The following is a 25585-nucleotide window of genomic DNA, read 5'->3' as shown; positions in this document are numbered from 1 at the left end:
CCCTGGATTGCTTCGCTGCGCTCGCAAGGACGGCAGCGGATCTTACCCCGCCAGGGTCGTCTTCACCGTCTCGACGAGTTGCTTCAGGCTGAATGGCTTGGCGAGATAGTCGAAGGACTCGCCCTCGTGCAGGTTCTTGCGGAAGACGTCCTCCGCATAGCCCGACACGAAGATCACCTTGAGGTCCGGCCGGGTCTTACGCAGCTCGCGCAGCAGGGTCGGGCCGTCCATCTCCGGCATCACAACGTCGGAGACGACGAGGTCGACCTTGTACTCGTGCTCTTCCATCAGACGCAGCGCCTCCGGGCCCGAGGCGGCGGCGAGCACGGTGTAGCCGCGGGCCATCAGGGCACGCGAGTTCACGGCGCGGACCGGGTCCTCGTCCTCGACCAGCATGATCGTGGCCTGTCCGGTGACGTCGGCGCCCCCGGGCGGCGGTGCCGAGGCGGCGGCCGCAGCGGGAACCGGCGTCGTCGGCTTCTGCAGCGCCTCGCTCAGGCGCTCCTTGGCGATCTTCGCGGAGGAGGCTGCCGCGACACGGGCCACGGGTGCTTCGGCCGTCGGCTCCGCGGCGACGGGCTCCGCCTCGGGGATGTGCCGGGGCAGGTAGATCCGGAACGCCGTGCCTTCGCCGACCTTCGACTGCACGTCGAGGGTGCCGCCTGATTGCTTGACGATGCCGAACACCGTCGAGAGGCCGAGGCCGGTGCCCTTGCCGATCTCCTTCGTGGTGAAGAATGGCTCGAAGATCTTCTCCATGATCTCCGGCGGGATGCCCTCGCCGGTATCGAGCACCTCGATCAGGACGTGCTCTCCGGCCGGCACCTCGGCCGGGCGTTCGTCGGCCTGCGCGACATTGGCCGTGCGAATCAGGAGCTTGCCGCCGGTCGGCATGGCGTCGCGGGCATTGACCGCGAGGTTCACGATGACCTGCTCGAACTGGTTCACGTCGGCCTTCACCGGCCAGACGTCGCGCCCGTGCTTGAGGTCGAGGGCGACGCGCTCGCCGAGCAGGCGCTTCAGGAGCAGCGTAAGGTCGGCCAGGGCCTCGCCGACGCTCATCACCTCCGGCCGCAGGGTCTGGCGGCGCGAGAAGGCCAGCAGTTGTCGCACCAGGCTCGCGGCCCGATTCGCGTTCTGCTTGATCTGCATGATGTCTTGGAAGGCGTGGTCGGTCGGCCTGTGGCTCGCCAGCAGCAGGTCCGAATACCCGATGATCGCCTGGAGGACGTTGTTGAAATCGTGCGCGATGCCCCCGGCGAGCTGGCCGACGGTGTCCATCTTCTGGGCCTGCGCAACCTGCTGTTCGAGCTGGCGCTGTGCCGTCGTTTCGAGGGCATAGAGGATGATGCGCTCGCGGTCCGCCTGCGCTTGCGAACCGTCTCTCGCGGCTTGAGGCACCTCGGCGTCGGCCGGACTCATCCAGACGCGGGCCGAGCGGTTGCCGGGGCCGGCCAGCGCCACCTCGATCGGCTCGATCTCGCCGGTCCCCCCATTGGCGGCCTTGACGAGGGCCGCCTCCAGGGCACCGCGATCGCGCTCCAGCACGGCCTCGCGCATCATCGGCTCGGGCGCGTCGGCCGCCGAGCCGGCGCCGGGCTGCCGCGGCATGTCGGTGAAGAGCCGGATGAACGAGGCGTTGGCGCGTGCCACGCGGCCGTCGCGGTCGACCGTGGCGATGGCGATCGGGCTGTTGTTGAGGAAGCGGGCGAGCCGCACCTCGGCCGCGCGCTGCGGCTCGTCGCTCTCGGCGCCAGCCGAGCGGTTGAGCACGAAGGTGCGCGAGGGGCCGGGTTTGCCGTCCTGCCCGTAGGCGACGCGGTGGTAGAGCCGGGCCGGCAGCGGGTGGCCATTGCGGCGGCGCAGATCGATGTCGAAGCGGTCGGTGCGCACCTCGCCGGGCAGGCCGGTGGCGTGGGTGAAGACGTCGGCGCCGGGGGCAATCTCGAGCAGCCTGAGGCCGCCGGAGCCCACCGTGGCCAGGTCGTAGCCGAGCCAGGAGGCGAGCGTCGCGTTCATGTAGACGATGGACCCGGCTCCATCGATCGACAGGAAGCCGGCGGGCGCGTGGTCGAGATAGTCGATCGCGTGCTGCAGCTCCTGGAAGACGTTCTCCTGGCGCTCGCGCTCGTGGGTGATGTCGCTCACCGTCCACAGCGCGGCGCTGCGGCCCTGCCGGGCGACGGGGCGCACCGAGATCCGGTACCAGGCGGCATCGCGCTCGGCGGCTCCGATCGGCGGAGGGGCCATGCGGACCTCCTCCGTATGGGCGCGGTCGTCGCGCCCGGCCTCGGCCAGGCGGAACACTGCCTCGGAGACCTCTGGCGCGCCGACGAAGATGCGCTCGACCGGGCGCAAGGTCGCGAAGCTGTCGCCGCCCGCAAGCCGCATATAGGCCTCGTTGGCGTAGATCAGCCGGCCGCCATCCTCGACCACCACGACGCCCTCGGGCGCGGCGTCAACGATTCCGCGGGTGACGTCGTCACGACCCGATCGCCCGGCGAGCTGCAGGGCGCCGATCGCCAGGGCGAACAGGAAGAACACGCCGGCCATGGCGAGCAGCGCCAGCAGCCCGAGGATCAGCGGCTGCGCCTGGTCGGTGGCGACGAAGGACAGGCCCACGGCCGCGCCGACCAGCAGGCCCGCCAGCATCAGAAGCAATCCGACGCGGCCCGGCCGCTCCGAGCGATCGATCGACGCCGCCGCAGGCGTCGTCGTCGATGCCACCGCTCCGCTCTCCTCAGCCATCAGGCCCCATCCATCCGTCGAGCCCGTGCCGCCATGCGCGAACCTGCGCTGGAGACCTCAGAGAACTAACGGAAAAATCTCGCGAAAAAAGGTGGATAAACCGTGGCGTTCCACGCAGGCGCAAGCGCTCGCGTCACGCGGCCCGTTTGCGAAGGCGAAGCACGAATCCGATCACCTCCGCAACCGCGCGATAATGCTCGGCTGGGATCTCGTCGTCGATCTCGACGGTGGCGTGCAGCGCGCGGGCGAGCGGCGGGTTCTCGATGACCGGCACGCCGGCATCGGTCGCCACCGAACGGATGCGGAAGGCCAGCGAGTCGACGCCCTTGGCGACGCAGATCGGTGCGCCCATTCCCGGCTCGTAGCGCAAAGCCACCGCGAAGTGGGTCGGGTTAGTGACGACCACGGTGGCGGTGGGGACGGCGGCCATCATCCGCTTCTTGACCCGCGCATGCATGAGCTGCTTGCGCTTGCCCTTCACCTCCGGGTTGCCTTCGCTCTCCTTGTGCTCCTGCTTCAGCTCTTCCTTCGACATGCGAAGGCGGCTGCGCCAGCGGTGGCGCTGGTAGAGGGCGTCGCCCAGCGCGATCGCGACGTAGGCCGCCAGCACGCCCCCCATCATCTTGAGCGAGAGCGCCAGCACCGCCTGCAAAGCCGAGCCCGGATCGAGCTGCGCGAACGATTCGAGGCGGTCGCGCTCGCCCCACAGGATCGTGCCGGCGACGGTGCCGACGACGACGAGCTTGGCGAGCCCCTTTCCGAACTGGAACAGCGCCTCGACACCGAGCAGCCGCTTCATGCCGGACATCGGCGAGATGCGCTCGAACTTCGGCGCGAGGCTCTGGGCGGTGAAGACCGGGCGATGCTGGATCATGCCGGCGGCAAGAGCCGCCGCGCCGACCATGGCGGCGGGGATCGCAACGGCCTGCAGGAAGATGATCAGGATCCGGCCGCCGAGGCCGCCATAAGCGTGCGGGTCCAGGGGGATCGCATGGGCATTCGCCAGAAAGCCGCGGATGTCCGTCATCAGTGTCGTCGCGACGGGGCCGGCCGTGAGCATCAGCGCCAGCGTGAAGGCGCCGAGCATGAAGAAGGTGTTGATCTCGACCGAGTTCGCGACGTCGCCCCGCTCGATCGCCTGATCGATGCGCCGCTGTGTCGGTTCTTCTGTTTTGTCTTCCTGTTCCGCGCCCTCGGCCATGGCCTAGAAGCCTCCTGCCGGGGTGCTCAACGGCCGACGAAATCCGCGAGATAGCGTCCGAGGTCGTCCAAAAAGACGCCCATCACCACGCCAAGCGCCGCGACGAGGATCAGCATCCCGATCAGGATCGAGGCCGGCACCGCGACGAAGAAGACCTGCAATTGCGGCATCAGCCGCGACAGTACGCCGAGCCCGAGATTGAACAGGATGCCGAAGGCGATGAACGGTGCCGAGATCCGGATCGCCAGCGTGAAGCCGCGTGCGATGGCCGTGATCGCGAGCTGGGCCGCATCGCCCATGCTCGGAAGCGCATTCGGCGGCAGGATCGCGTAGCTGTGCCCGATCGCGTCGAGCGCCAGATGGTGCAGGTCGGTCGCCAGGATCAGCGTGATGCCAAGCAGCGACAGGAAGTTGCCGAGCGTGACCTGCTGCGAAGCCGTCATCGGGTCGACGGTCATGGCATAGGACAGGCCGAGCGACTGTGAGATCACCACGCCGGCCGTCTGCAAAGCGGCCAGTACCATGCGCACGGTGAGTCCGAGCACCATCCCGACCAGGATCTCGCCGATCAGCACGCCGATCAGCGCGGGGCCGGCCTGCGACCCATCCGTCGCCGGCAGAAGCGGGCGCACGGCGGGAAACAGCACCAGCGTGACGAGCAGGGCGAGCGATAGCCGCATCCGCGCCGAGATGTTCTGCTCGCCGAGCCCCGGCATCAGCATCATCAGCACGCCGACGCGCGCGAAGGTCAGCAGAAAGGCCGCCGCGATGCCGGGCAGAAGCAGGTTCATGGCCCGTCATACCAGAACGCTCCCTCAGCCGCCCGAGGCGATGCGTTCGGCGATGCGGGTCATGTAGCTGCCGAGCGCGTCGCCCATGAAGGGCAGCATCAGGAGCAGCGTGCCGAACACCGCAACGATCTTCGGCACGTAGATCAGGGTCTGCTCCTGGATCTGGGTGAGCGCCTGGAACAGCGAGACAGCGAGGCCGACGATCAGCGCGACGATCATCAACGGACCCGCCACTTTGAGGAAGGTGAAGATCCCATCGCGGGCGATGTCGAGGATGGCGAGGCCGGTCATTTTTTTGGGGGCCTTCTGGCGCTGCAGGTACTTGCACTCTCCCGCAGAAGGGAGAGGGCCGGGAGTCGTCAGATCGGCATCTTCATGATGTCCTCGTAAGCCGAGATCACGCGATCACGGACCGCCACGAGGGTCTGCAGCGCGGTCTCGCTCTCGGCGACCGCGGTGACCACGTCGATCACGTTGGCCTTGCCGCTCGCCGCCGACAGGGTCTGTGCGTCGGCCTTGGCGCCGGTCTGCGCTACCGAATCGAGAGCCTGGGTGAGAAGCGAGCCGAAGCCGTTGCCGGCTCCCGCGGTCTGCAGCGGCTTCGGCGCCGCCATGGGGCGGCCGATCGACTGGGCCGCGGCATAGGCGCCCGCGGCGAAGGAGGAGGTCGCCATGGCGGTCAGGCCTTCAGGATTTCGAGGGTCTTGGAGATCATACGCCGGGTGGCGGTGACCATGTTGAGGTTGGCCTCGTAGGAGCGCTGGGCCTCGCGCATGTCCATGTTCTCGATCAGCCCGTTGACGTTGGGCAGCGAGACCTCGCCGCGATCGTTGGCCGCCGGGTTTCCGGGATCGTACTTGGTGCGGAATGGCGACTGGTCGCGCCGCACCTTCCCGGTATCGACGATGGTCGCGCCGAGCTCGTTGTCGAAGCGGCTCGTGAAGGTCGGCACCTTGCGGCGATAAGGCTCGCCGCCGGCGGTCTTGGCCGCGGAATCCGCGTTGGCGATGTTCTCGGCGATGATCCGCATGCGGCCGGACTGGGCCTTGAGCCCCGAGGCGGCGATGCCGAGTGATTTCAGGAAGTCCATGGCGCGCTCCGCTCAGAGGTTTCAGCGCTTGCCGACGGCGATCTTCAGAGCGTCGAGGCTCTTCTGATAGAGCGAGGCGACCATCTGGTAGTCGCTCTGGTTCTCGCCGGCCTTCATCATCTCTTCTTCGAGGTTGACGCCGTTGCCGCTCGGACGAACCTCGAACCCCTTGAAGCGCTTGGCGTCGGCATTCGGCCCATCGGCCGAGGCAAGGCCGATATGGCCGCTATCGGTGCGGGCGAGACCGTCTCCGCCGACGATTGCAGCCGACGGCGCCGTCAGGCCGCTCGGGCCGGAGGCGCCGCCAATCTCGGCGAGGTCGCGCGGGCGGAAGCGCGGCATGTCGGCATTGGCCACGTTCTCCGCCAGCAGCGCCTGGCGGGCCTGGTGCCACTGCATCCTGTTGCGCAGCATCCCGAGGATGGGCAGATCGGTGAGCGACATGGCGCGGCGGGTCTCCTCGCCTCAGCCGCGAGCGGCGGGATGCTCGGCAATGCTTGCCGAGTGACGCGCTCCGGGTGGGCAAAAAATGCCGCGTCCATGGTTAATGGACCGTTAAATCGAGAGGCTCCCGCGTAAACAGACCGATAGCCGCCGCAGAGTCGGTCTCTTCGGATCGAGCGAAACCCGATCCCTGTGCGAAGCTGTTAACGAAGTTTTCACCTTTATTGCCCGCCGCCGGGCCTGACGCGATACTCTCGCGTGGCGTCACATGCCCGGCCGGCTTGGCCCGGACAACGAGAGTGTCCCGTCTTGCCAGAGTTCTTCAGTTCTGACGGACCTTACTACTTGCAGTTCCTGGTCATATTCCTCGTCATCCTCGTCCTATTGATGGGGGCCGTCCTGCTGTTCCGGCGCATCGCGGGCAGGGGATTGTCGATGACCGCGCGCACGACGAACCGAGCGCGCCAGCCGCGGCTCGGCATCGTCGACATCTACGAGCTCGACCGGCAGCGCCAGCTCATCCTGCTACGCCGGGACAACGTGGAGCACCTGCTGCTCGTCGGCGGCCCCAACGACGTCGTGGTCGAGCGAAACGTCATCCGCAGCGCCGGCTCGCGGTTGCCGGCCGATACCGTTTTGCGTCCCGAACCGGCATCCGACATGGCGCCGGTGCAAGACCGGCAGGAGCCATCGGCTTCGTTCGGTGTGTCGCCCTTCGAGATGCCGCTGGCGGTGCCACCGCCGAAACCCGGCACCAACGGGCATGAGCTCGCCTCCCCCGGGCGCGCTCCGCCGCTCGATCCCGCGCTGTTCGAGCCCGAAGCCTCCCCGACGGATCGGCAGTCGACCGAAACCGCGACGTCGCGGATCAGCATCGGTCAAGTCGGCCGTATCCTGCGTCGTGCGACGCCGTCGATCCTCGATCCCCGCGCCAAGTTCGCGCCCAAGCAGGCGCAGGCCGAGCCGACGGTCCAGGCCGCGGGCAGTGACGCACCGCCCTTCGTGCCGCCGTCGCTGATGTCGTCCGGCTCGCCGAGGCCGCTCGATCCGGCGGCCCTGTCGGACATGGCGCGCCAGCTCGAGACGGCCCTGCGCCGGCAATCCTCGGCCGTCACACCGCCGCCCGGTCCGAGCCCGTCACCGGCGACGCCGGAGGAGCCCGCACCGACCCCCACACCGCCTCCGCCGCCAGCCCCGCCGGCGGCAGAGCCGGTCATCGCCCAGGCCACGGCACGGCCGAACCCGTCCTTCATGCTGGGGCGCGCCAACCCCGTGCCGCAGCCGCCTCCGCCGGCACCCGAGCCGAAGCCCGCTTCCCTGGAGATGGCGATGGCGTCGCCTCAGCAGGCGCTCGCCGAGGAGCATCCTCCGGCATCCTCTGCCGAGGCGAAGGCTGGGCAGCCGCAGGGCGGCACGCCCTTCACGGTCGAGGAGATCGAGACCGAGTTCGCCAGGCTCCTCGGTCGTCCCCTCGACCGCAAGAACTGATCAGCCGGCAGATCATCGGACGGCGTGGCCGCGCGTCGCTTGTGCGCGGCGCCCCCGCGACGCAGGTTGCCCGCGCGATGCGACCCTCGAATCGAGCCCTGATCCCAACCCTCGCCGGCCTCGCGCTCGTCGCCCTGAGCGCCGCTGGCGCGCAAGCGCAGAGCGTGAGCGTCGACCTCGGCACCGGAGGCGTCACCGAACGCGCGCTGCAGCTCGTCGCCCTCATCACGGTTCTGGCGCTGGCGCCGTCCGTCCTGGTGATGGCCACCTCCTTCACGCGGATCGTGGTGGTGCTCTCGATCCTGCGCTCGGCGCTCGGCACACAGACCGCGCCGCCGAACGCCGTGATCGTCAGCCTCGCGTTGTTCCTCACTGCGTTCGTCATGGCGCCGGTGGGCAAGGAGGCCTACCGCAACGGCATCGAGCCACTGGTGGCCGGGCAGATCACGCAAACCGTCGCCTTCGAACGCGCCTCGGCGCCGTTCAAGACCTTCATGCTGAAGAACGTGCGCGAGAAAGACCTCAAGCTCTTCCTCGACATGGCGAAGGTGCCGGTGCCGTCGGGCCCCGAGGCCGTGGGGCTGGAGGTGCTCACCCCGGCCTTCATGATCTCGGAACTGAGGCGGGCCTTCGAGATCGGCTTCCTCCTGTTCATCCCCTTCCTGATCATCGACCTCGTCGTTGCCTCGATCCTGATGGCGGTGGGCATGATGATGGTGCCGCCGGCCACCGTTGCCCTGCCGTTCAAGCTGATCTTCTTCGTGCTGGTCGACGGCTGGACGCTGGTGGCGGGATCGCTGGTGCAGAGCTACGGCGGCTAGCGGCCGCCGATCTCGGCCAGTCGCCTTGAGCCTTCCTCGGCGAGGAGCCGGGTCAGCTCGGCTGCGCCGAGATCGCGGCCTAGCGCAGCCGCCTGTCCCGACCAGAGCGGCGAGAAATCCCCTTCGTCCCGAGCCTCCGCCGCCGCCCGCAGGGGCTGCAGCGCGACGGCGGCGTTCGGAAAGGCGGGCGCATCCGGCGAGAGTGGGCCGAGTTCGCGCATTACACGGTTCAGCAGGCCACGCGCCGGGCGTCCCGTGAAGACGTTCGTCACCGCGGTGTCCTCGTCGCGAGCGGCGCGCAGGGCCGCGAGATGGGGCGCCGAGATGCCGGCTTCGGGACAGCGCAGGTAGGCGGTCCCGACCTGTACGGCCGATGCTCCCAGCGCGAAGGCCGCCGCGACGCCGCGCCCATCCGCAATGCCGCCCGCGGCGATGACCGGGACGCGCACCGCGTCCGCCACCTGCGGCAGCAGGGCGAAGAGACCGGGCTGCGCGGCGAGCTCGCCGGGGAGGAAGATGCCGCGATGTCCTCCCGCCTCGGCGCCCTGCGCGATCACCGCGTCGACGCCGTGCTCGTCGAGCCAGCGGGCCTCCGCCACCGTCGTCGCCGAGGCGAAGATCAGGCTGCCGGCGGCGCGGACGCGGGCGAGCAAGGCCCGGTCCGGCAGGCCGAAATGGAAACTGACCACCTTCGGCCTCAGCTCCTCGACGAGCGCGCAGGCCGCGGCGTCGAACGGAGCGCGCTTGGCCCCGGGCGGCGCATCCGCCGGGTCGATGCCGTGCTCGCGGTAATACGGTTCGAGCCGCGCCAGCCAGCGCGCCTCGGCCGCCTCGTCCTCGGGCGGCCGCACGTGGCAGAAGAAATTGAGGTTGAGCGGCCCGTCGGTGCTCTCGCGGATCGCGGCCACGACGGCGCGAGTCTGGTCGGCCTGCCAGGCGGCACAACCGAGCGACCCGAGACCGCCTGCGCCGGTGACGCTCGCCGCCAGGGCCGGCTTGGGGCCGATCATCGGCGCCTGGATGATGGGATACGTCAGCCCGACGAGGTCGAGGACGCGGCGATCGGGCCAATGCATGACGTCGTCTCCCACCATGGCGCTCCATCATCGGATTGCCGTTTGGCTCACGCCGACATAGGTCGTTCGCACGGGCCGACCCATGTCCCAGGAGCGTAAGTCGGATGAATCTTCAGGCGATGACGGTGATCTGGGCCCCGCGGATGCTGAGCATCCTGCGGATCGTCGCCGCCCTGGTCTTCATGGTGCACGGCACGCAGAAGATCCTCGGCTTTCCGGCGAGCAGCATGAATCCGGCGATGTTCTCGCTGCCGTGGATCGCGGGCGTGCTCGAACTCGTCGGCGGCGCACTCCTCGTGATCGGGCTGTTCAGTCGGCCGGTCGCCTTCATCCTCTCGGGCGAGATGGCGGTGGCCTATTTCCTGGCCCATGCGCCAAAAAGCTTCTTCCCGGCGCTCAACGGCGGTGACGCCGCGATCCTGTTCTGCTTCGTCTTCCTCTACATCGCCGTGGCCGGCCCCGGCCCGCTCAGCCTCGATGCGCAGCGGCGGCGCGGCACCGACGCCTATTGAGGCTCACGTCAGCATGGCGGTCGCGTAGGAGATCGACGCCGCGATACCGAGCGCCGTGCGGATCGCGTGCAGCGATCCCCAGCGCAGGATGAGCGCGCGGGTCTCGGGGCCCGCATCGGCGGGGTCAGTCGCCATCAGCCGCTTGTTGACCGGCATGATCAGCCGGAAGGTGACGGGCAGGTTGGCGAGCATGAGCAGCGCCCCGGCGATCCAGCCGAGCCCGTCCGCGCGGACCCAGGCCGCGAAGCCGAGGGCGAAGCTGAGGACCACGAGCGAGGCCTGCATCACCGTCGCCCGCTTGTAGGACGGCTTCCACTGGCTCAGCAGGGCACGGTCGTCGAGGACGAGCCGGGCCGGCTGTTCGACGGCACTCACGTAGATGGCGGCGCCTGTGAACAGGACCGCGGTGAGGAAGGCCAATTGTCCGAAGATCATGCGGGGCTCCTACGCGGTGTCGGGTGCTGGGCTTCCAGCCGGCGGCGCAGGCTGCGCAGCAGGCTCGTCGCCTCCTCGATGGCGTCGTCCGGCAGTCCCTTCGACAGAGCGGCCGCCCAGGGAACCTGCCTGGCGGCGGCCTTGGCATAGGCGGCACGGCCGTACTCGGTCAGCAGGACGAGTTTCGCCCGCTGGTGGTTGGGATTCGGGGCGAACGTCAGCAGCCCGGCCGCCTCCAGCTCGTTGGCGATCCGCTGCACGTTCTGGCGCGACAATCCCATGTCTCTCGCGAGTTGCGCCACGGGCGCGGGCGTCGGCGAGAGAGCGGCGGCCCCGAGCACCTGCCAGCGCGCACTGGTCAGCCCGAGGTCGTTCACCAGGGCGTCGCCGGCGGCAAGCAGGCAGCCGTTCAGCCGGAAGCTTTCCAGGATTAGCTCGGTGATAGGGTTGTCATGCATTGGGGCATTATATTGTCATAATGACAACATGCTGTCAAAGCGGTCAAAAAATCAGCCCCGGAAAGTCTCTCCGGGGCCGGATGGTCCGTCGTCAGCGAGTTGGTTTTCAGTACTTCCGCACGATCGGTGCGGGCATTGGCGCGGCCGGAGCGCCGAACGTGTAGCGGAAGCCCACCGAGACGATGTCCGCGCTGGCATCGACCAAGCCGGCGAGCGCGATGTTGCCGACGTTGTAGTTCTGGCCGGCGCCGGCGAGGATCCTGCTCTGGTTCAGGAAGATGTGCGAGTAAGCTGCGGTCAGGGTCAGCTTGTCGCTCCAACGGTAACCCGCGCCCACCGAGACGGTGTAGCGGTTGTTGTCGGGCAGACGGACGGTGCGGTTCTGGTTGTCGATCGGAACTTCCTCGTAGGAGAAGCCGGCGCGCACGGTGAGAGCGGGCGACCAATCGTATTCGGCACCGATCGAGTAGGTGTAGCCGTCCTTGAAGTTCAGCGGCAGGGTCGTGATCACTCCACCGATGGCCGGTGCGATGATCGGGATGGTGCCGAGCCTCGACCAGTTGTCCCACTCGAAGCCGAGATTGATCCGGGTCTGGGGATTGATTGCCTGGGTCAGGCCGACGCTGACCTTGTCGGGGGTGTTGAGGTTGGCCTTGGCCTGTCCGGCGAAGATGAACGGCAGGCCGATCTTGCCGTCGATGTCGTGATGCACCGAGGAGCGGTAGCCGACGCCGAGGACGGTGCCGTCCCAGGGCGTCACGGTCACGCCGGCGGTGTAGCCCACGCCCCAGGAATCGCCCTTCAGGAACCCGCTCGGATAGTTCTGAGGCAGGATGCCGGGGATCGGCAGGGCCTGGCGCAGCGTCAGCTTGAAGTATTCGATGTTCGGGCCGGCCGCGATCGAGAGCCAGTCATTGACCTTGTAGGCAATGACCGGGTTGAAGGCGAGGGAGAAGATCCGCGATGAGCGGCCGTAGACCTCGCCGGCCCAGACCTTGTTCGGGTTGGTGATCAGGCCGAACGGCGCGCCCGTCTGCAGACCGATCCAGATCTTGTCGTTGAGCTGGTAGGAGGTCGCGCCGGCCGGCACGATCGCGCCCTGGCCGATGTCGCCGGACTCGCCCAGGCCGAGGAAGGCGGGGTTCGTGCCCACCTGCGGCTTAATGTTGGCGTGCAGGCCGATATAGGTGAGGTTCTGCTCGGAGACCCAGCCCGGCCGCATCGTAATGACGGCGGGGTTCCAGAACATCGAGGAGACGCCGCCGGAGCCGGAGGCGGCACCCGCGAAGGACATGCCCTCGGCTTCCGCGCTCTGCTCGCGAAGCCCGAAAGCGCCGGCCTGCGCGCCCGTGGCGAGGCCGAGTGCCGAGACGCCCGCCAAGGCGAGCAAACCAATCCTGCCGATCATGTTCATGTCCCCAAGCCGCTTCGATGGTGCTCGTATCCCCGCCGTGCCCCGGCCGGGCTGTCACCTTGCTGTCGACGATGCCGGTTTGCGCAAAGCTTATCAATCGTTGGGGCAGCATAGGCTCTGTAACTATTAATTCTTCGTTAACCATACGCATGCGGTGGAATTGCTTGGCTAATGCTCGCCGCCGAGGGAATATCAGATTTGGTTCACATATAAACTTCATACGATATTGTGCAGACCTCGCGCGGCAAAATCCGGCCCGGCGCACTTTGATTCCGGTCTGTGGCGCCCGCGCCACGCCGATGTGGCCCTCGAGCTACGCGCGGCCGCGCTTGCACCGCTTTGGGGCGCCGGCCATGGTCGCGCCGATTCGATCGTATGGGGAATTCCGCGATGAAGCTGATCCGTCACGGGAGCGCCGGCGACGAGAAACCCGGCCTCGTCGATTCCACCGGGACACTTCGCGATCTGTCCGGATCGGTGCGTGACATTGCCGGGCCGTGCCTGTCGCGCCAGGCTCTCGACCGCCTGCGCATGATCGATCCAAGGACGCTGCCCGTGATCCCGGCCGGCACACGTCTCGGCCCCTGCGTCGGCGGTACGCGCAACATCGTGGCGATCGGCCTGAACTTTTCGGACCACGCCGCCGAGACCGGAGCGGCGGTTCCTGCCGAGCCGATCCTGTTCAACAAGGCGCCGTCCTGCCTGTCCGGGCCGAACGATCCCGTCATCCTGCCGAAGGGTTCGGCCAAGACCGATTGGGAGATCGAGCTCGCCGTGGTGATCGGCGCGCGGGCGAGCTACGTCCACGCCAACGAGGCGCTCGACTACGTGGCCGGCGCCTGCATCATGAACGACGTGTCGGAGCGCGAATTCCAGATGGAGCGGGGCGGCACCTGGACCAAGGGCAAGGGCTGCCCGACCTTCGGGCCGCTCGGCCCCTGGCTCGTCACGCTCGACGAGATCCCGGATCTGAAGAAGCTGTCGATGAGCCTCGACGTCAACGGCACGCGCATGCAGACCGGCTCGACCGCGACGATGATCTTCGACGTGGCCCAACTCGTCGCCTACGTCTCGCACTTCATGATGCTGGAGCCGGGCGACGTCATCACCACCGGCACGCCGCCGGGCGTCGGCCTCGGCATGAAGCCGCCGCGTTACCTCAAGTCCGGCGACGAGATGGTGCTGCGCATCGACGGCCTGGGCGAGCAGCGCCAGACCGTGATCGCCTTCGACGACTGGACCGCGAAGGTGGCCGCGGGCGAGCCGACGAACTGAGCCGGCTCTCCGCGTCGCCGCTCAGGCAGCGAGCTGACCGATGGCGTCGCGCGCGGATGCGACACCCTTGGCCTTGCTCGGCTCACCGGCTGCTAGACCTTCGGCCAGGACGAATTCGGGATCGGTGATCCCGATGAACCCGAGGACGGTGCGAAGGTAGCTCTCGGCATGCTCTGCCGATGCGCGGTCTGGCCCGAAGACGGCACCGCGCGCCAGCGCCACGATCACGCGCTTGCCGGAGGCGAGCCCTTCGGCCCCACCCGCGCCGTAGCGGAAGGTTTTGCCCGGCACCACGATCCGGTCGATCCAGGCCTTCAGCTGGGACGGGATCGTGAAATTGTACATGGGCACGCCGATCACCACGGTGTCGGCCGCGAGGAATTCCTCGAGGATCCGGTCGCTCGTCTCGCGGGTGGCCTGCGCAGCGCCCTCGAGCGGCCCGGCCATCGCCGAGAGAGGATGCGCGCCCGGCAAGGTCGCCGGGGCGAGATGAGGCAGGTCGTCGAGCGCGAGATCGCGATAGACGACATCGGCCCGGCCGTACTTCGTCAGGCGGGCGACCACGAGGGCCGAGAGTTCCCGCGAGACAGAGCCGGCGCCGAGGATGCTGCTGTCGATATGGAGGAGTTTCATATCAGTACCTGGTTCTCTTTGGTGACCACAATCTGATATGAACCCCATCGGCTGCGCAAGGACGCACACACATGATACCGAGGTTACACGGGTGTGACTGACCCTATTGTCCATCGCTCCGACGAGTGTCTCAAGATCTCGCAGGTCCTTTCTCGGATCGGTGACAAATGGAGCGTGCTCGTTATCATGTCGCTGCGACGCCAATCACTGAGGTTCAGCGAACTCAAGCGCGGTATCGATGGGATTTCGCAGCGGATGCTGACCTTGACGCTGCGCAACCTCGAACGGGATGGCCTCGTTACGCGAACGGTGACGCCGTCGATCCCGCCGCGGGTGGATTACGAGCTCACGGCGATGGGCCATTCGCTGGCTGAGCCCGTCGAGGCGCTCGGGACCTGGGCGTTTCGACACATCGACCGGATCGCCGGCGCTCAGGCCCGCTACGATGCCGGCGAGCCGTAGACCACCGAAGTCGATGCGCTGAAATCATGTGCCGAGAGCTTCGATGCCGCCGGCATGCTGTGTGAGAATGGTTGCGTGCGCGACCGCACGCCGTGATCGCGCTTCGGGGATCATATCAGTTTCACCGAAGCAGACACGGCCCCCGACCAACGCCGGAGACCGCGCCTCTCAAGGAGGACTCCGTGATGAACACTCGTGTTTTTGCAGCCGCCGCAGCACTCGCTCTGGCCGTCAGCGCTCCCGCCACCGCATTTGCGCAGGGTCGCCACGACCATGCGCAGCCGGCCTGGCAGCAGCGTGCGATCGACAGTTCCGCGAAGGGCGGTAACGCATCCCAGCCGGAGCGTGAGTTCCCGCAATATGGGACGACCGCAGGCGGGCCGGCCGCCTGAGTCAATCGAGACGGCCGAACCAGCGGCGGGGCGAGAGCCTCGCCGCTTTTTCATGCGCAGGAACGAGAAAGGCTCGCGATCCGATCGCGAGCCTTCACCGTAACGTCGGTCCCTGCGGACTTACTGTGCCGTCCAGCCGCCATCGATCGGGATGTTGGCGCCTGTGATCTGGCTGGCCGCGTCCGAGCACAGGAACACCGCGAGCGCCGCGACCTGCTCCACAGTGACGAACTGCTTGGTCGGCTGGGCGTGGAGCAGCACGTCGTTGATCACCTGCTCTTTGGTCAGCCCACGTGCCTTCATCGTGTCCGGGATCTGGCTCTCGACGAGGGGGGTCCAGACGTAGCCAGGCGAGATGCAGTTCACGGTGATGCCCGAGGTCGCCGTTTCGAGCGCCGCCGTCTTGGTCAGGCCGGCGATGCCGTGCTTGGCCGAAACATAGGCCGACTTGAACGGCGAGGCGACCAGCGAGTGCGCCGAAGCCGTGTTGATGATGCGGCCCCACATCTTGGCCTTCATCAGCGGGATCGCGTGATGCATGGCGTAGAAGGCCGAGGAGAGGTTGATCGCGATGATCTGCTCCCACTTGGCCGGCGGGAACTCCTCGATCGGCGAAACGAACTGGATGCCGGCATTGTTCACCAGCACGTCGACGGAGCCGAGGGACTCCTCGGCGAGCTTGATCATGCCGGCAATGTCGTCGGCCTTCGACATGTCGGCGGGCGAGTAGACCGCCTTCACGCCGAACTCGCTCTCGATCCCGGCGCGCTCGCGCTCGATGTCCTCAGGCTTGCCGAAGCCGTTGATCACGACGTTGGCGCCCTCGGCCGCGAAGCCCTTGGCGATGGCGAGACCGATGCCGCTGGTCGAGCCGGTGACGACGGCTACTTTGGATTTCAGGGTCATGGGGATCTCCCGGGTCGTATTCAGGCGAGATAATCGTGCAGCACCTGCCCGAAGGGCAGCGTGAAGTCGACGATCATATGGCGGGCGCCGACGATGCGCTTGATCGGCAGATCGGCGACGCGGCAATTCACGTGCGGGATCAGGTCGAGGCGGCCCTCGCCATCCCAGGCACCGTGGACGGTGATGTCCTCGAGCCGGTAGCCGACGAGCTGAGCGACCTTCGGGCTGCCGTCGACGTCGGGCAGGAGCTTGAGGTTCACGTTGAGCTTCTTCAGGCCCTCCTTCACCTTTGGGAGGTCACCGTTCAGGCTCTTGTGCTTGTAGGTCATCGTGCCCATCGCGACGCGCTCCTCGTCGTAATAGAGCGTGCCGGTCAGGGTGTCCTTGCGCAGGTCGAGGCGCGGCTGGCCCCACTTCTTCGGAAAACCCCAGATCTCGCGGCCGGCTGTGATCGGCGGCTCGTCGTCGAGATACATCTGGATCGAGAAGTTGCAGGGCTCGCCGTTATAGAAGGCGTGGGCCGCCTGGCCGCTCTCCTGGTAGTCGCCGAAGCCCGAGGAGTCGGGCATCTTCATCCACTCGTAGAAGACGAGGTTGTCCGGATGCGGCTCCAGCGGCTCGGGGAGCGCGCGGCGCAGGGCATCGCGGTCCGTCTCGTAGTTGATGATCAGGTATTCGCGGCGCACGAACCGGTACGGCCCGCGCGGATAGCTCGGGCTGAAGACCGGCATCGAGGGCTGAATCAGGATCTCTTCGCGGTTCATGGCCTCGGCTCCGGCTGATCGGGACAGGGGGTGGGTTAGTCGCGCGCATCCCGCGTGAGATCGAAGACGGCGACGCCGTCCTCGGTGAACCGTCGCTCGCGCCACTTGGTGTGGCGCAGGGAGCGGCGGACGTCGTTGCGGCCGGATGCCCAGTGTTCGAGCATGGTGGCGCGCGAGAATTCGTAGTCCTTCGAGTTGCCCTCGTAGGATTGGCGCCGGTAGATCAGCTGCATCACTGTCAGGTAGTTCGCGTGGCTGACCTGGCGCAGGAAGCCGACATCCGGGTCCTGCGCGAGCTCTGCCGGCAGCTTGTCGATCAAGTTGCGGAAGGCGAGCTTGGCTTTCCGGATCTCGATGTTCTTGTCCGTGTTGAGCCGGGTGCGGCTCGAATAGCGGATGTCCTTCTCGCGTTCGGCGGCCTGCAGCAGCGAGCGCGGCATCGGCCCATGCGCGGCGAAGAGGTCGACCTGGAAGACCACGAGGTCGCGCTGGCGTTCGCGCTCCAGCACGTAGTCGAGCGGCGTGTTCGAGACGAGACCGCCATCCCAGTAGCTCTCGCCCTCGATCTCGACGGGCGGGAAACCGGGCGGCAACGCCCCGGACGCCATCACGTGCTCGGGGATGATCAGGTCGCGGCGGCTGTCGAAATACACGAAGTTGCCGCTGCGCACGTTCACCGCGCCGACGCTGAGGCGCACGTCGCCGTGGTTGATGCGGTCGAAATCGACGAGGCGTTCGAGCGTGCCCTTGAGGGCGCTGGTATCGTAGAGGCTCAGCGCCTGGGGTGCGCCCTCCGGGTAGAATTGGGCCGGCGGGATGCGGGGCGAGAAGAAGCCCGGGACGCCGAAGGTCGCGACGAGGTTGGCCGAGGCCTCGTTGAAGGCGATGCGGGCCTTCTCGCCGGGAAACCAGGGGTTCGCGGTCAGGCTCGACGAGATCTGGTCCCAGAACTGTTGGATGCGCTCGACCCGATGCTCCGGGGCGTTGCCGGCGATGAGCGCCGCGTTGATCGCGCCGATCGAGATGCCCGCGACCCAGTCGAGATGGATGCCGCCCTCGTGGAGGCCTTCGTAGACGCCGGCTTGATAAGAGCCGAGCGCGCCGCCGCCCTGAAGCACGAGGACCGAGGTTTCACCGGACTCGAAAGCAGACGACACGATACCTCGCAAATGGCTTGGCTGCGCGGACCCTTGTGGAGATTCGGCGACAGTCGGATGACGCACTGCACAAGGCGCGGTGGACGGCTCGACGGTGCAGCTTTGGGGCCAAGTGGTTGACACCCGGACGCGCTTCGCCAACACCTCGCGCCCGTTCCGTTAAGCCGATCATGAAGCCGGCCCGGGGTTCCGCCTCGGCTCCGGTGAGGCGGGACAGCATCCATCCGGCTCGGGCGCCGGGAACCACGAGGGACTGGCTGGCGACCCATGGCGACGCGTTCCTACCTGGATTTCGAGAAGCCGGTCGCCGAACTCGAGGCGAAGCTCGAGGAATTGCGGGCTCTGGGCGAGCGCGACGGCGCCGTCTCGATCAGCGAGGATATCAGCCGGCTCGAGGGTAAGGCCGCGGCTGCGCTTTCCGAGATCTACGCGAACCTGACGCCCTGGCAGAAGACGCAGGTCGCCCGGCATCCGCAGCGGCCGCATTTCGTGGATTACTGCGCCGGGCTGATCCAGGACTTCACACCCCTCGCCGGCGACAGGGCCTTTGGCGAGGACGAAGCGATCGTCGGTGGCTTCGGCCGCTTCAAGGGCCGGTCGGTGCTGGTGCTCGGCCAGGAGAAGGGCGCGACCACCGAGGCGCGCCTGCGCCACAATTTCGGCATGGCCCGACCCGAGGGCTACCGCAAGGCGGTGCGCCTGATGGAAACCGCGGACCGCTTCGGCCTTCCGGTCCTCGCCTTCGTCGACACGGCCGGTGCCTTTCCCGGCATCGAGGCCGAGGAGCGCGGACAGGCCGAGGCCATCGCCCGCTCGACGCAGGCTTGTCTCGCGCTGGGAGTGCCCAATGTCGCGATCGTGATCGGCGAGGGCGGCTCGGGCGGCGCCATCGCGCTGGCCACCGCCAACCACGTCCTGATGCTGGAGCACGCGATCTACGGCGTGATCTCGCCCGAGGGCGCGGCCTCGATCCTGTGGCGCGACCAGGGCCGCGCCCACGACGCCGCCACCGCCATGAAGATCACCGCGCAGGACCTGCTGCGGCTCGGCATCATCGACGGCATCGTGCCCGAGGCCACCGGCGGCGCGCATCGCGATAAGAACGGGGCTATCGCCGAAGCCGGTGCGGCCATCGCCTCCGCCCTGTCCGCCTTCGACGGCCTCGGCGCGGACGAGATTCGCGACCGCCGCGCCCAGAAATTCCTCGAGATCGGTCGCAAGCTCTGAGCCGTCATCCCGGCGCAAGTGTTTGCGGAGTCTCCGATCGTGCGAGTTTTGCACAGGCTCCCTGCGAAGACTCGGGAATGCTGTAACGGCCCCGCTTTTGCCCGAAAGCATCTGCAGTGATGCCAGCTCACCACACTGGTGGACCTTTCAGCGCCGGACCCTCTGAAATCCTTGAGGTAAGGTCCGGGTAAGTCTAACGGGGCTATTGGGTTGGGGAGTGGCGCCGCACGGCCGAAGGGTCTTGCCGGCGCATGCAAACGGGGTCCCCCATGTCTGTGCGTCCGTTGGCGGCGGCCGGTCTCGTCGCAGTGGCGATGTCCCTCGGAGCCTGCCAGGACAGTGGCATGCTCGGCGGCGTCTCGGCTCGCAGCCTCGCGCCGATCCCGGCTCAAACCCTCTCGCTCATGCAGACCAAGGGCATGAGCCAGTCCGACCCGATCCTCGTCCGCGCCTACAAGCGGGAAGCGGAGATGGAAGTCTGGAAGCGCAATTCCAGCGGCCAGTACGCCCTTCTCAAGACCTTCCCGATCTGTCGCTGGTCCGGCCAGCTCGGTCCGAAGACGAAGGAGGGCGACCGCCAGGCGCCCGAGGGCTTCTACACGATCACGCCGGGTCAGATGAACCCGAACTCGGCCTATTACCTGTCCTTCGACGTCGGCTATCCGAACGCGGTCGACCGGGCCAAGGGCGGCACCGGCAAGTACATCATGGTGCATGGCACCTGCTCGTCGGCGGGCTGCTTCGCCATGACCGATGCCTCGATGGCCGAGGTCTACGCCATCGCCCGTGACGCCTTCCAGGGTGGCCAGCGCGCCTTCCAGTTCCAGTCCTACCCGTTCCGGATGACGGCCTCGAATATGGCCAAGTTCCGGAACGACCCGAACGCGCCGTTCTGGCGGAACCTCAAGGAGGGCTCGGACTATTTCGAGGCCCTGAAGGAGGAGCCGCGCACCGCGGCCTGCGGCACGAAATACGTGTTCGGCGGCTCCGACGTCGCCGCCGGCTCGTGCACGCCGCGGGTCGACCCGCTGGTGGCGGAGAAGCGCGAGACCGACAACAGGCAGATCGCCGAACTCGTCGCCAAGGGCGAGAAGGCCACGCGCGTTGTCTACGAGGACGGCTCGGGCAACGCGGTGTTCCGTCCGCAGGCACCGCAGAGCAGCTTCGCCGCCTTGACCGAGAGCGACAAGGAGAAGGAGCTCTCCTATTCCGCCAAGGAATATTCGCGTCACAATCTCGGTGACGTGAGCCGGCCCGAGAGCCTCGCCGCCGGCCCGCAGGAGATCGAGATCGACGCCAAGGGCCGTCCGGTCCTCGTCGCGGCGGTCTCGCCGAATGCACCCGGCCCGACCAAGCTCGCCGCCGCGGCGCTCGCCAAGAAGAACGCAAAGGGCAAGGCCGGTCCCGCCGCCAACGGTCCGACGCTGCTGGCGGCTCAGGAGCCGGCTCCCGAGGTGAGGCCCGCCGCGCCCGCTCGCATCGCGGTGGCCGATGCGGACGGCGATCCGGCTGCCTACCAGAAGTTGCTGGGTAACCTGTTCGGCAAGTCCGAGGCACCGGCGGCGGCCGCTCCGGCCGCTGCCCCTGCTCCGGTGGCTGAAGAGATCGCGAAGCCCGTTCCGGCGAAGCCGTCTGCCCGGATGGCGGCACGGCATGCTGCCCAGGTGAAGGAGGTCACGGAGACTTCTGCGACGGCAAAGAAGGCGGAGCCTAAGCGCCACGCCGCTGCCGAGCCTGCTGCCAAGGACGACAAGACCCGCTCCAAGAACTGAGCGGGCCGCGACGAGCCGGGGCTGCTCCCGGCCGAAAAAAGGGGCCCCGAAGGGCCCCGTTTTCCGCTGCTTACATGTGATGCATACGACGGTGCATCATCTTCCGCTCCATGTGACGGCGCATCATCTTGCGCTCCATGTGACGGCGCATCATGCGATGCTCCATGCGGCTATGCATGCCCACGGTCGTGGTGGTCGCGGGGGCGGTCACGCCCATCGGGGCTCCCGGAGCGGCCGAGGCTGAGGTCGCTACGGCAGCGCCACCGAGAGAGGCCAGCACGGCCACGGCGAAAGTCAGTTTCCTCACGAGAGACTCCAGTTCTCTATTTCTAAGATGGAGCGAGAACGTCGTTATCCGGAAGGATTAAAACCGGAGAACGAATTCGTCGCGGGGGCTAAACCCCCGACTCTCGATACCGTTGCATCACAATCGCAGATCGTTCGGCCTTTCTCCGACGAGCGGAGAAAGGCCGAGGCGTCTTCGTTCGGATCTAGAGCTTGGCTTCCTCGAAGGCCCGCACCCAGTCCGCGCAGGCGCCCGATCGCACGATGTCGTCGAGGGTGAATTCGACGATCGGGATGTTCATCATCCGGCTCTTCACGAGGTGGATCACAGTGCGCAGGCCGGAGGTTTCGCGGAGGTCGGTCTGCGAGATGTCGCCGTTGATGATGACCTGGCAATCGTCCCCAATGCGCGTCAGGAACATCTTGATCTCGGCGGTGGTAGTGTTCTGCGCCTCGTCGAGGATCACGAGGCAGTTCTTGAAGGTGCGTCCCCGCATCACTTCGAAGGGGACGATTTCGATGTCGCCGCTCTTGAGCGCGATGTCGAAGGCGGCATCGCCCATGCGCTCTTTCATGGTCTCGGTGAGGGGCGCGACCCAGGGGGCGATCTTTTCCTCGAGGCTTCCGGGAAAGAAGCCGAGGCTACGGCCCGAGGCGACGTTGGGGCGGGTGATGATCACCTTGGCGATCCGCCGCTGCCGGAGCTGGTCCGCGGCGCGGGTGCCGGCGATGTAGGTCTTGCCGGTTCCGGCAGGTCCGAGGACGATGACTTGTTGGGATGAGGCGAGGGCGTCGAGGTATTGGCCCTGTCGATCGGTCAGTGGTTGTATCGGAGCGAGGTGACGTTCCTCGTCGAAACGGGTGCGGTGGAGACGTGAGGTACGATCTTCAACCAGTTCAAGCCGTGCGCGTCGTCTTTTCATCGATCAACACTCCACCTGGACCTTGATATCCCGAGACTGGATAGGTTTTTCAGATCTGTTCGAGTTTACACAGCCAAGCTCCTTCTCCGATGTCGCGTGCGTGACCTTGCAAGAGCAAAGCCAATCTGGTCGCAGCAGTTCCCGCCGATAACGCGAGATCTGTGGAATACATCCTGCCGACAGTGGACATCGCAGAGCCGCGCGACGCGCGTGTGACTCGCGGAGCCGCTCGACTGCAGAGCGAAATCGCTTCTGGCCTGTTGCCTGGCGGCAACAATCAGACGGAGGGTCGACGGGTTGTCTCGGGGGGCAGGAAGGGGAGGCGCCGGATCAGCACCTGAGGTGGATCGGAATGACGGAGCACCCGCCAGCACCATCGCCCTCACTCGCCCGCATTGGAGCGAAACCGGCCGGACAGGATCCGGCGGGACGCTTCATCCAGGTTGGACGAAGCTTTCGAGCACCATCTTGCGGCCTGCTTTGTCGAAGTCAACGGTAAGTTTATTGCCGTCGACGTCGGCGACTGTGCCAGGGCCAAACTTGGTATGAAAGACACGGTCCCCGCCCTGGAAGGCGGACGGAGTGCCGCTCGATTTGGCGACCAGTTCGCCTTCGATCTGGCGCGGGCCGCCAGATCGGCCGACGGTGCCGCTTCCGAAGGGGCCCCCGAACTTGTGGCCCGTCTGCGCCTGCGCGCGCTGCCAGCCCGGCGTGGCGTAGGACGACCCGAACGGCGTCGGGTTGCGGTCGAAGCGCGAGGCGCCGGCGGAGAAATGCGCCGGAGCGTCGATCACGTCGACGGCGCCCGGCGGTAACTCGTCGATGAATCGCGAGGGGATGGTGGAGTTCCACATCCCGTGGATGCGCCGGTTGACCGCGAAAGAGAGTTTCGCGCGCTTCCTGGCACGGGTCAGGCCGACATGCGCCAGTCGCCGCTCCTCTTCGAGGCCGGCTCGGCCGCTTTCGTCCAGCGCCCGCTGGTTTGGAAACAGGCCGTCTTCCCAGCCAGGCAGGAACACGGTGTCGAATTCCAGGCCCTTCGCCGCGTGGAGCGTCATCAGCGAGACCCGCTCAGCGCCCTCGGCCTCGGAGGCCTCCATCACCAACGAGACGTGTTCGAGGAAGGCGGCGAGGTCCGGGAATTCCTCCATCGAGCGGACGAATTCCTTGAGGTTCTCGAGCCGGCCAGCGGCATCCGCCGAGCGGTCCTTCTTCCACATGTCGGTGTAGCCGGATTCTTCGAGGATCGTCTGCGCGACCTCGGAATGCGGCTGGGTACCGACGAGACGCGCCCACCGAGAAAAGCTTTCGACGAGGCCGCGCAGCATGGTGCGGGCGCGGGGCTTCAGCTCGTCGGTCTCGATCAGCTTTCTCGATGCGGCGAGCAGCGGAATCCTGTCGGCGCGGGCGAAGGCGTGAAGTGTCTGCAAGGTCGCATCGCCGAGGCCGCGCTTGGGCGTGTTGAAGATGCGCTCGAAGGCGAGGTCGTCGGACGGGTTCGCGGTGACGCGCAGATAGGCCAACGCATCACGGATCTCGGCGCGCTCGTAGAAGCGTGGGCCGCCGATGACCCGGTAGGGCAAGCCGAGCTGGACGAACCGGTCCTCGATCTCGCGCATCTGCGCGGAGATCCGCACCAGCACCGCGATCTCGGAGAGCGGATGCTTCTTGTGCTGGAGGGATTCAATTTCTTCGCCGAGTAGCCGGGCCTCCTCTTCGGAATCCCAGGCGCCGGAGATCGTGACGGGCTCACCCTTCTCGGCCTCGGTGCGCAGCGTCTTGCCGAGCCGGCTCTCGTTCTTGGCGATCAGGCCCGAAGCAGCGGCGAGGATATGGCCGGTGGAGCGGTAGTTGCGTTCCAGGCGCACGACGACGGCACCCGGAAAGTCGTGCTCGAAGCGCAGGATGTTGTCGACCTCGGCGCCGCGCCAGCCATAGATCGACTGGTCGTCATCACCGACGCAGGCGACGTTCTTGCGCTTCTGCGCCAGCAGCCTGAGCCAGAGATACTGGGCGACGTTGGTGTCCTGGTACTCATCGACCAGGATGTAGCGGAAACGCTCCTGGTAGTTCTCCAGGATGTCCGGGTTCTCGCGCCAGAGCTTGAGGCAGAGCAGCAGCAGATCCCCGAAATCGGCGGCATTCAGCGACTTCAGCCGTTCCTGGTAGGCAGTGTAGAGCGCGCCGCCCTTGCCGAAGGCGAAGGCCTGGGCCTCGCCCGGGGGCACCTGTTCGGGCGCGAGGCCGCGGTTCTTCCAGCCGTCGATGGTGTGGCCTAGCGAACGGGCCGGCCAGCGCTTCTCGTCGATGTTCTGGTCGATGATGACCTGCTTCATCAGGCGGAGCTGGTCGTCCATGCCGAGGATGGTGAAGTCCGACTTCAGCCCGACGAGCTCGGCATGGCGTCGCAGGATCTTGGTGCCGATGGCGTGAAAGGTGCCGAGCCAGGGCATGCCCTCGCCGGCCGGCCCGATCAGCGCACCGATGCGGTGCTTCATCTCCCGCGCGGCCTTGTTGGTGAAGGTCACCGAAAGGATGTCGTAGGGCCGCGCCCGACCCGTCGCGATGAGATGCGCGATCCGCGTCGTGAGGACGCGGGTCTTGCCGGTGCCGGCACCCGCGAGCACGAGCACCGGCCCCTCCGTCGTCTCGACGGCGCGGCGCTGCTCGGGGTTCAGCCCTGATAGATAGGCCGCGGCATCCGGCCTCAGCGAGGCCATGGCGCGGGCGGTGATCGAGACGGGCGGATGGGCCTCGGGCGCGTCCTCGCGCGACTCGTCCGGCTGATGTTTCATCCGGGCATCCCTGGACCAAAACGCGAACGCCGTCGAGGCCTGCAAACAGCGCGTGGGGGGAACTCCGGTGGCCGTCTGCGCGTCGTTTCATCATATGCCGGACACACCGGCCAAGACCCGTTCTCAAGGAGCCATCATGCGTGCCGCCTCTCTCATCCCGTCGCTGGTCCTGTCCGGCGCCCTGGCGCTCCCGCTCGCCGGGCCGGCCAGCGCCCAGCTCACGGCCGGCGTCGGCTCTTCGAACGCCGCCAACCAGTCCTTCCAGCAGCAGAACGCGATGCGCGGCATGCAGCAGCAGCAGACGTTCAACAACAATCAGATGAATGCGCATCGGACCACCGACCGGCTCTACAACAACACCAGCATCAATCCCGGCGGCTATATTCGGCGGCGCCACCGCTGATCCGCGGGGCTGACGCCCGAAGGACACAGGCAGGCGTCGCGCGGCTGTGCTAAGCGCGAAGCTGGAGCGCCGCCGGGCCTCGGCCCGCGGGTGATCCGTAGGGCGTCGGGCGG

27 protein-coding genes are annotated in these 25585 nt (G+C 67.2%); 9 read left to right on the top strand and 18 right to left on the bottom strand.

Translation table 11 applies throughout. The features are described 5' to 3' along the window. Positions 1–42: 42 nt before the first annotated feature. From cckA to flgB, 7 genes are all read right to left on the bottom strand, one after another. Positions 43–2748, bottom strand: coding sequence for a cell cycle histidine kinase CckA (gene cckA / locus GGR33_RS06775; RefSeq protein ID WP_183503153.1), 2706 nt, complete (start codon positions 2746–2748; stop codon positions 43–45). A gap of 133 nt (positions 2749–2881) precedes the next feature. Further along, positions 2882–3949, bottom strand: coding sequence for a flagellar biosynthesis protein FlhB (flhB, locus tag GGR33_RS06770; RefSeq protein WP_183503151.1), 1068 nt, complete (start codon positions 3947–3949; stop codon positions 2882–2884). Between the two features lie 26 nt (positions 3950–3975). After that, positions 3976–4740, bottom strand: a complete 765-nt coding sequence (gene fliR, locus GGR33_RS06765; RefSeq protein WP_183503149.1) for a flagellar biosynthetic protein FliR — start codon at positions 4738–4740, stop codon at positions 3976–3978. Positions 4741–4764: 24 nt separating this feature from the next. Continuing rightward, positions 4765–5031, bottom strand: coding sequence for a flagellar biosynthesis protein FliQ (gene fliQ, locus GGR33_RS06760; protein ID WP_183503147.1), 267 nt, complete (start codon positions 5029–5031; stop codon positions 4765–4767). A 68-nt stretch (positions 5032–5099) separates the two neighbouring features. Next, positions 5100–5414, bottom strand: a complete 315-nt coding sequence (gene fliE, locus GGR33_RS06755; RefSeq protein ID WP_183503145.1) for a flagellar hook-basal body complex protein FliE — start codon at positions 5412–5414, stop codon at positions 5100–5102. A 5-nt stretch (positions 5415–5419) separates the two neighbouring features. Beyond that, on the bottom strand, positions 5420–5830 hold the full coding sequence (gene flgC, locus GGR33_RS06750) for a flagellar basal body rod protein FlgC (RefSeq protein WP_183503143.1): 411 nt from the start codon (positions 5828–5830) through the stop codon (positions 5420–5422). A 21-nt stretch (positions 5831–5851) separates the two neighbouring features. Continuing rightward, entirely contained in the window at positions 5852–6274 is a 423-nt protein-coding gene (gene flgB, locus GGR33_RS06745; protein WP_183503141.1) for a flagellar basal body rod protein FlgB, read from the bottom strand. Between the two features lie 309 nt (positions 6275–6583). Between flgB and GGR33_RS06740 the strand changes: the two genes are divergently transcribed. Then, entirely contained in the window at positions 6584–7762 is a 1179-nt protein-coding gene (locus tag GGR33_RS06740; RefSeq protein WP_183503139.1) for a hypothetical protein, read from the top strand. Positions 7763–7839: 77 nt separating this feature from the next. Next, complete coding sequence (gene fliP, locus GGR33_RS06735) at positions 7840–8583, top strand: flagellar type III secretion system pore protein FliP (protein WP_246412876.1); 744 nt, start codon at positions 7840–7842, stop codon at positions 8581–8583. Here fliP and GGR33_RS06730 read toward each other — a convergent pair. Then, positions 8580–9659 (bottom strand): NAD(P)H-dependent flavin oxidoreductase, encoded by a 1080-nt coding sequence (locus tag GGR33_RS06730; protein ID WP_246412875.1) that lies wholly within the window; start codon positions 9657–9659, stop codon positions 8580–8582. The genes fliP and GGR33_RS06730 overlap by 4 nt on opposite strands. Positions 9660–9763: 104 nt before the next feature. Between GGR33_RS06730 and GGR33_RS06725 the strand changes: the two genes are divergently transcribed. Beyond that, the gene (locus tag GGR33_RS06725) at positions 9764–10171 is read left to right on the top strand and encodes a DoxX family protein (RefSeq protein ID WP_183503136.1); all 408 of its coding nucleotides are present in this window, start codon (positions 9764–9766) and stop codon (positions 10169–10171) included. A 3-nt stretch (positions 10172–10174) separates the two neighbouring features. On the opposite strand, the gene GGR33_RS06720 is transcribed toward GGR33_RS06725, so the two are convergent. The 3 genes from GGR33_RS06720 to GGR33_RS06710 form a co-directional block, all read right to left on the bottom strand. Next, positions 10175–10606, bottom strand: coding sequence for an anthrone oxygenase family protein (locus tag GGR33_RS06720; protein ID WP_183503134.1), 432 nt, complete (start codon positions 10604–10606; stop codon positions 10175–10177). Next, positions 10603–11064, bottom strand: a complete 462-nt coding sequence (locus tag GGR33_RS06715; protein ID WP_183503132.1) for a MarR family winged helix-turn-helix transcriptional regulator — start codon at positions 11062–11064, stop codon at positions 10603–10605. The genes GGR33_RS06720 and GGR33_RS06715 overlap by 4 nt, the downstream gene beginning before the upstream one ends. 106 nt (positions 11065–11170) lie before the next feature. Then, the gene (locus GGR33_RS06710; protein WP_183503130.1) at positions 11171–12472 is read right to left on the bottom strand and encodes an OmpP1/FadL family transporter; all 1302 of its coding nucleotides are present in this window, start codon (positions 12470–12472) and stop codon (positions 11171–11173) included. Positions 12473–12868: 396 nt separating this feature from the next. Between GGR33_RS06710 and GGR33_RS06705 the strand changes: the two genes are divergently transcribed. Then, positions 12869–13753: a fumarylacetoacetate hydrolase family protein gene (locus GGR33_RS06705; protein WP_183503128.1), complete on the top strand. Its 885-nt coding sequence runs from the start codon at positions 12869–12871 to the stop codon at positions 13751–13753. 21 nt (positions 13754–13774) lie between these two features. On the opposite strand, the gene GGR33_RS06700 is transcribed toward GGR33_RS06705, so the two are convergent. Continuing rightward, positions 13775–14386, bottom strand: coding sequence for an FMN-dependent NADH-azoreductase (locus tag GGR33_RS06700; protein WP_183503126.1), 612 nt, complete (start codon positions 14384–14386; stop codon positions 13775–13777). Positions 14387–14479: 93 nt separating this feature from the next. Between GGR33_RS06700 and GGR33_RS06695 the strand changes: the two genes are divergently transcribed. Together GGR33_RS06695 and GGR33_RS06690 are read left to right on the top strand one after the other, a co-directional pair. After that, positions 14480–14848 carry a winged helix-turn-helix transcriptional regulator gene (locus GGR33_RS06695; RefSeq protein ID WP_183503124.1) on the top strand — a complete coding sequence of 123 codons (369 nt, stop codon included), beginning with the start codon at positions 14480–14482 and terminating at the stop codon, positions 14846–14848. A gap of 185 nt (positions 14849–15033) precedes the next feature. Beyond that, positions 15034–15240, top strand: a complete 207-nt coding sequence (locus GGR33_RS06690; protein WP_183503122.1) for a hypothetical protein — start codon at positions 15034–15036, stop codon at positions 15238–15240. 120 nt (positions 15241–15360) lie between these two features. Here GGR33_RS06690 and GGR33_RS06685 read toward each other — a convergent pair whose 3' ends face one another. Genes GGR33_RS06685 through GGR33_RS06675 form a run of 3 tightly spaced genes read right to left on the bottom strand, consistent with a single transcriptional unit; the run spans position 15361 to position 18070 of the window. After that, complete coding sequence (locus tag GGR33_RS06685; RefSeq protein WP_183503120.1) at positions 15361–16146, bottom strand: 3-hydroxybutyrate dehydrogenase; 786 nt, start codon at positions 16144–16146, stop codon at positions 15361–15363. A 20-nt stretch (positions 16147–16166) separates the two neighbouring features. Beyond that, entirely contained in the window at positions 16167–16910 is a 744-nt protein-coding gene (locus tag GGR33_RS06680) for an acetoacetate decarboxylase (protein ID WP_183503118.1), read from the bottom strand. Positions 16911–16945: 35 nt separating this feature from the next. Next, on the bottom strand, positions 16946–18070 hold the full coding sequence (locus GGR33_RS06675) for a patatin-like phospholipase family protein (RefSeq protein ID WP_183503588.1): 1125 nt from the start codon (positions 18068–18070) through the stop codon (positions 16946–16948). Between the two features lie 264 nt (positions 18071–18334). Between GGR33_RS06675 and GGR33_RS06670 the strand changes: the two genes are divergently transcribed. Both GGR33_RS06670 and GGR33_RS06665 read left to right on the top strand, forming a co-directional pair. Continuing rightward, positions 18335–19294 carry an acetyl-CoA carboxylase carboxyltransferase subunit alpha gene (locus GGR33_RS06670; protein WP_183503116.1) on the top strand — a complete coding sequence of 320 codons (960 nt, stop codon included), beginning with the start codon at positions 18335–18337 and terminating at the stop codon, positions 19292–19294. Between the two features lie 269 nt (positions 19295–19563). Next, the gene (locus GGR33_RS06665) at positions 19564–21066 is read left to right on the top strand and encodes a L,D-transpeptidase family protein (RefSeq protein WP_246412874.1); all 1503 of its coding nucleotides are present in this window, start codon (positions 19564–19566) and stop codon (positions 21064–21066) included. A 70-nt stretch (positions 21067–21136) separates the two neighbouring features. Here GGR33_RS06665 and GGR33_RS06660 read toward each other — a convergent pair whose 3' ends face one another. The 3 genes from GGR33_RS06660 to GGR33_RS06650 form a co-directional block, all read right to left on the bottom strand. Continuing rightward, positions 21137–21373, bottom strand: a complete 237-nt coding sequence (locus GGR33_RS06660; RefSeq protein ID WP_183503114.1) for a hypothetical protein — start codon at positions 21371–21373, stop codon at positions 21137–21139. Positions 21374–21557: 184 nt separating this feature from the next. Further along, positions 21558–22274, bottom strand: coding sequence for a PhoH family protein (locus GGR33_RS06655; RefSeq protein ID WP_183503112.1), 717 nt, complete (start codon positions 22272–22274; stop codon positions 21558–21560). 434 nt (positions 22275–22708) lie between these two features. Then, positions 22709–25069, bottom strand: coding sequence for an ATP-dependent helicase (locus GGR33_RS06650; protein WP_183503110.1), 2361 nt, complete (start codon positions 25067–25069; stop codon positions 22709–22711). A 136-nt stretch (positions 25070–25205) separates the two neighbouring features. Here GGR33_RS06650 and GGR33_RS06645 point away from each other — a divergent pair, with 136 nt between their 5' ends. Further along, entirely contained in the window at positions 25206–25472 is a 267-nt protein-coding gene (locus tag GGR33_RS06645; protein WP_183503108.1) for a hypothetical protein, read from the top strand. Positions 25473–25585: the final 113 nt, after the last annotated feature.

It is taken from the genome of Methylobacterium brachythecii, assembly GCF_014196345.1.
GTDB classification, from domain to species: Bacteria; Pseudomonadota; Alphaproteobacteria; order Rhizobiales; family Beijerinckiaceae; genus Methylobacterium; species Methylobacterium brachythecii.
This window is presented reverse-complemented; position numbering and strand designations above follow the sequence as displayed.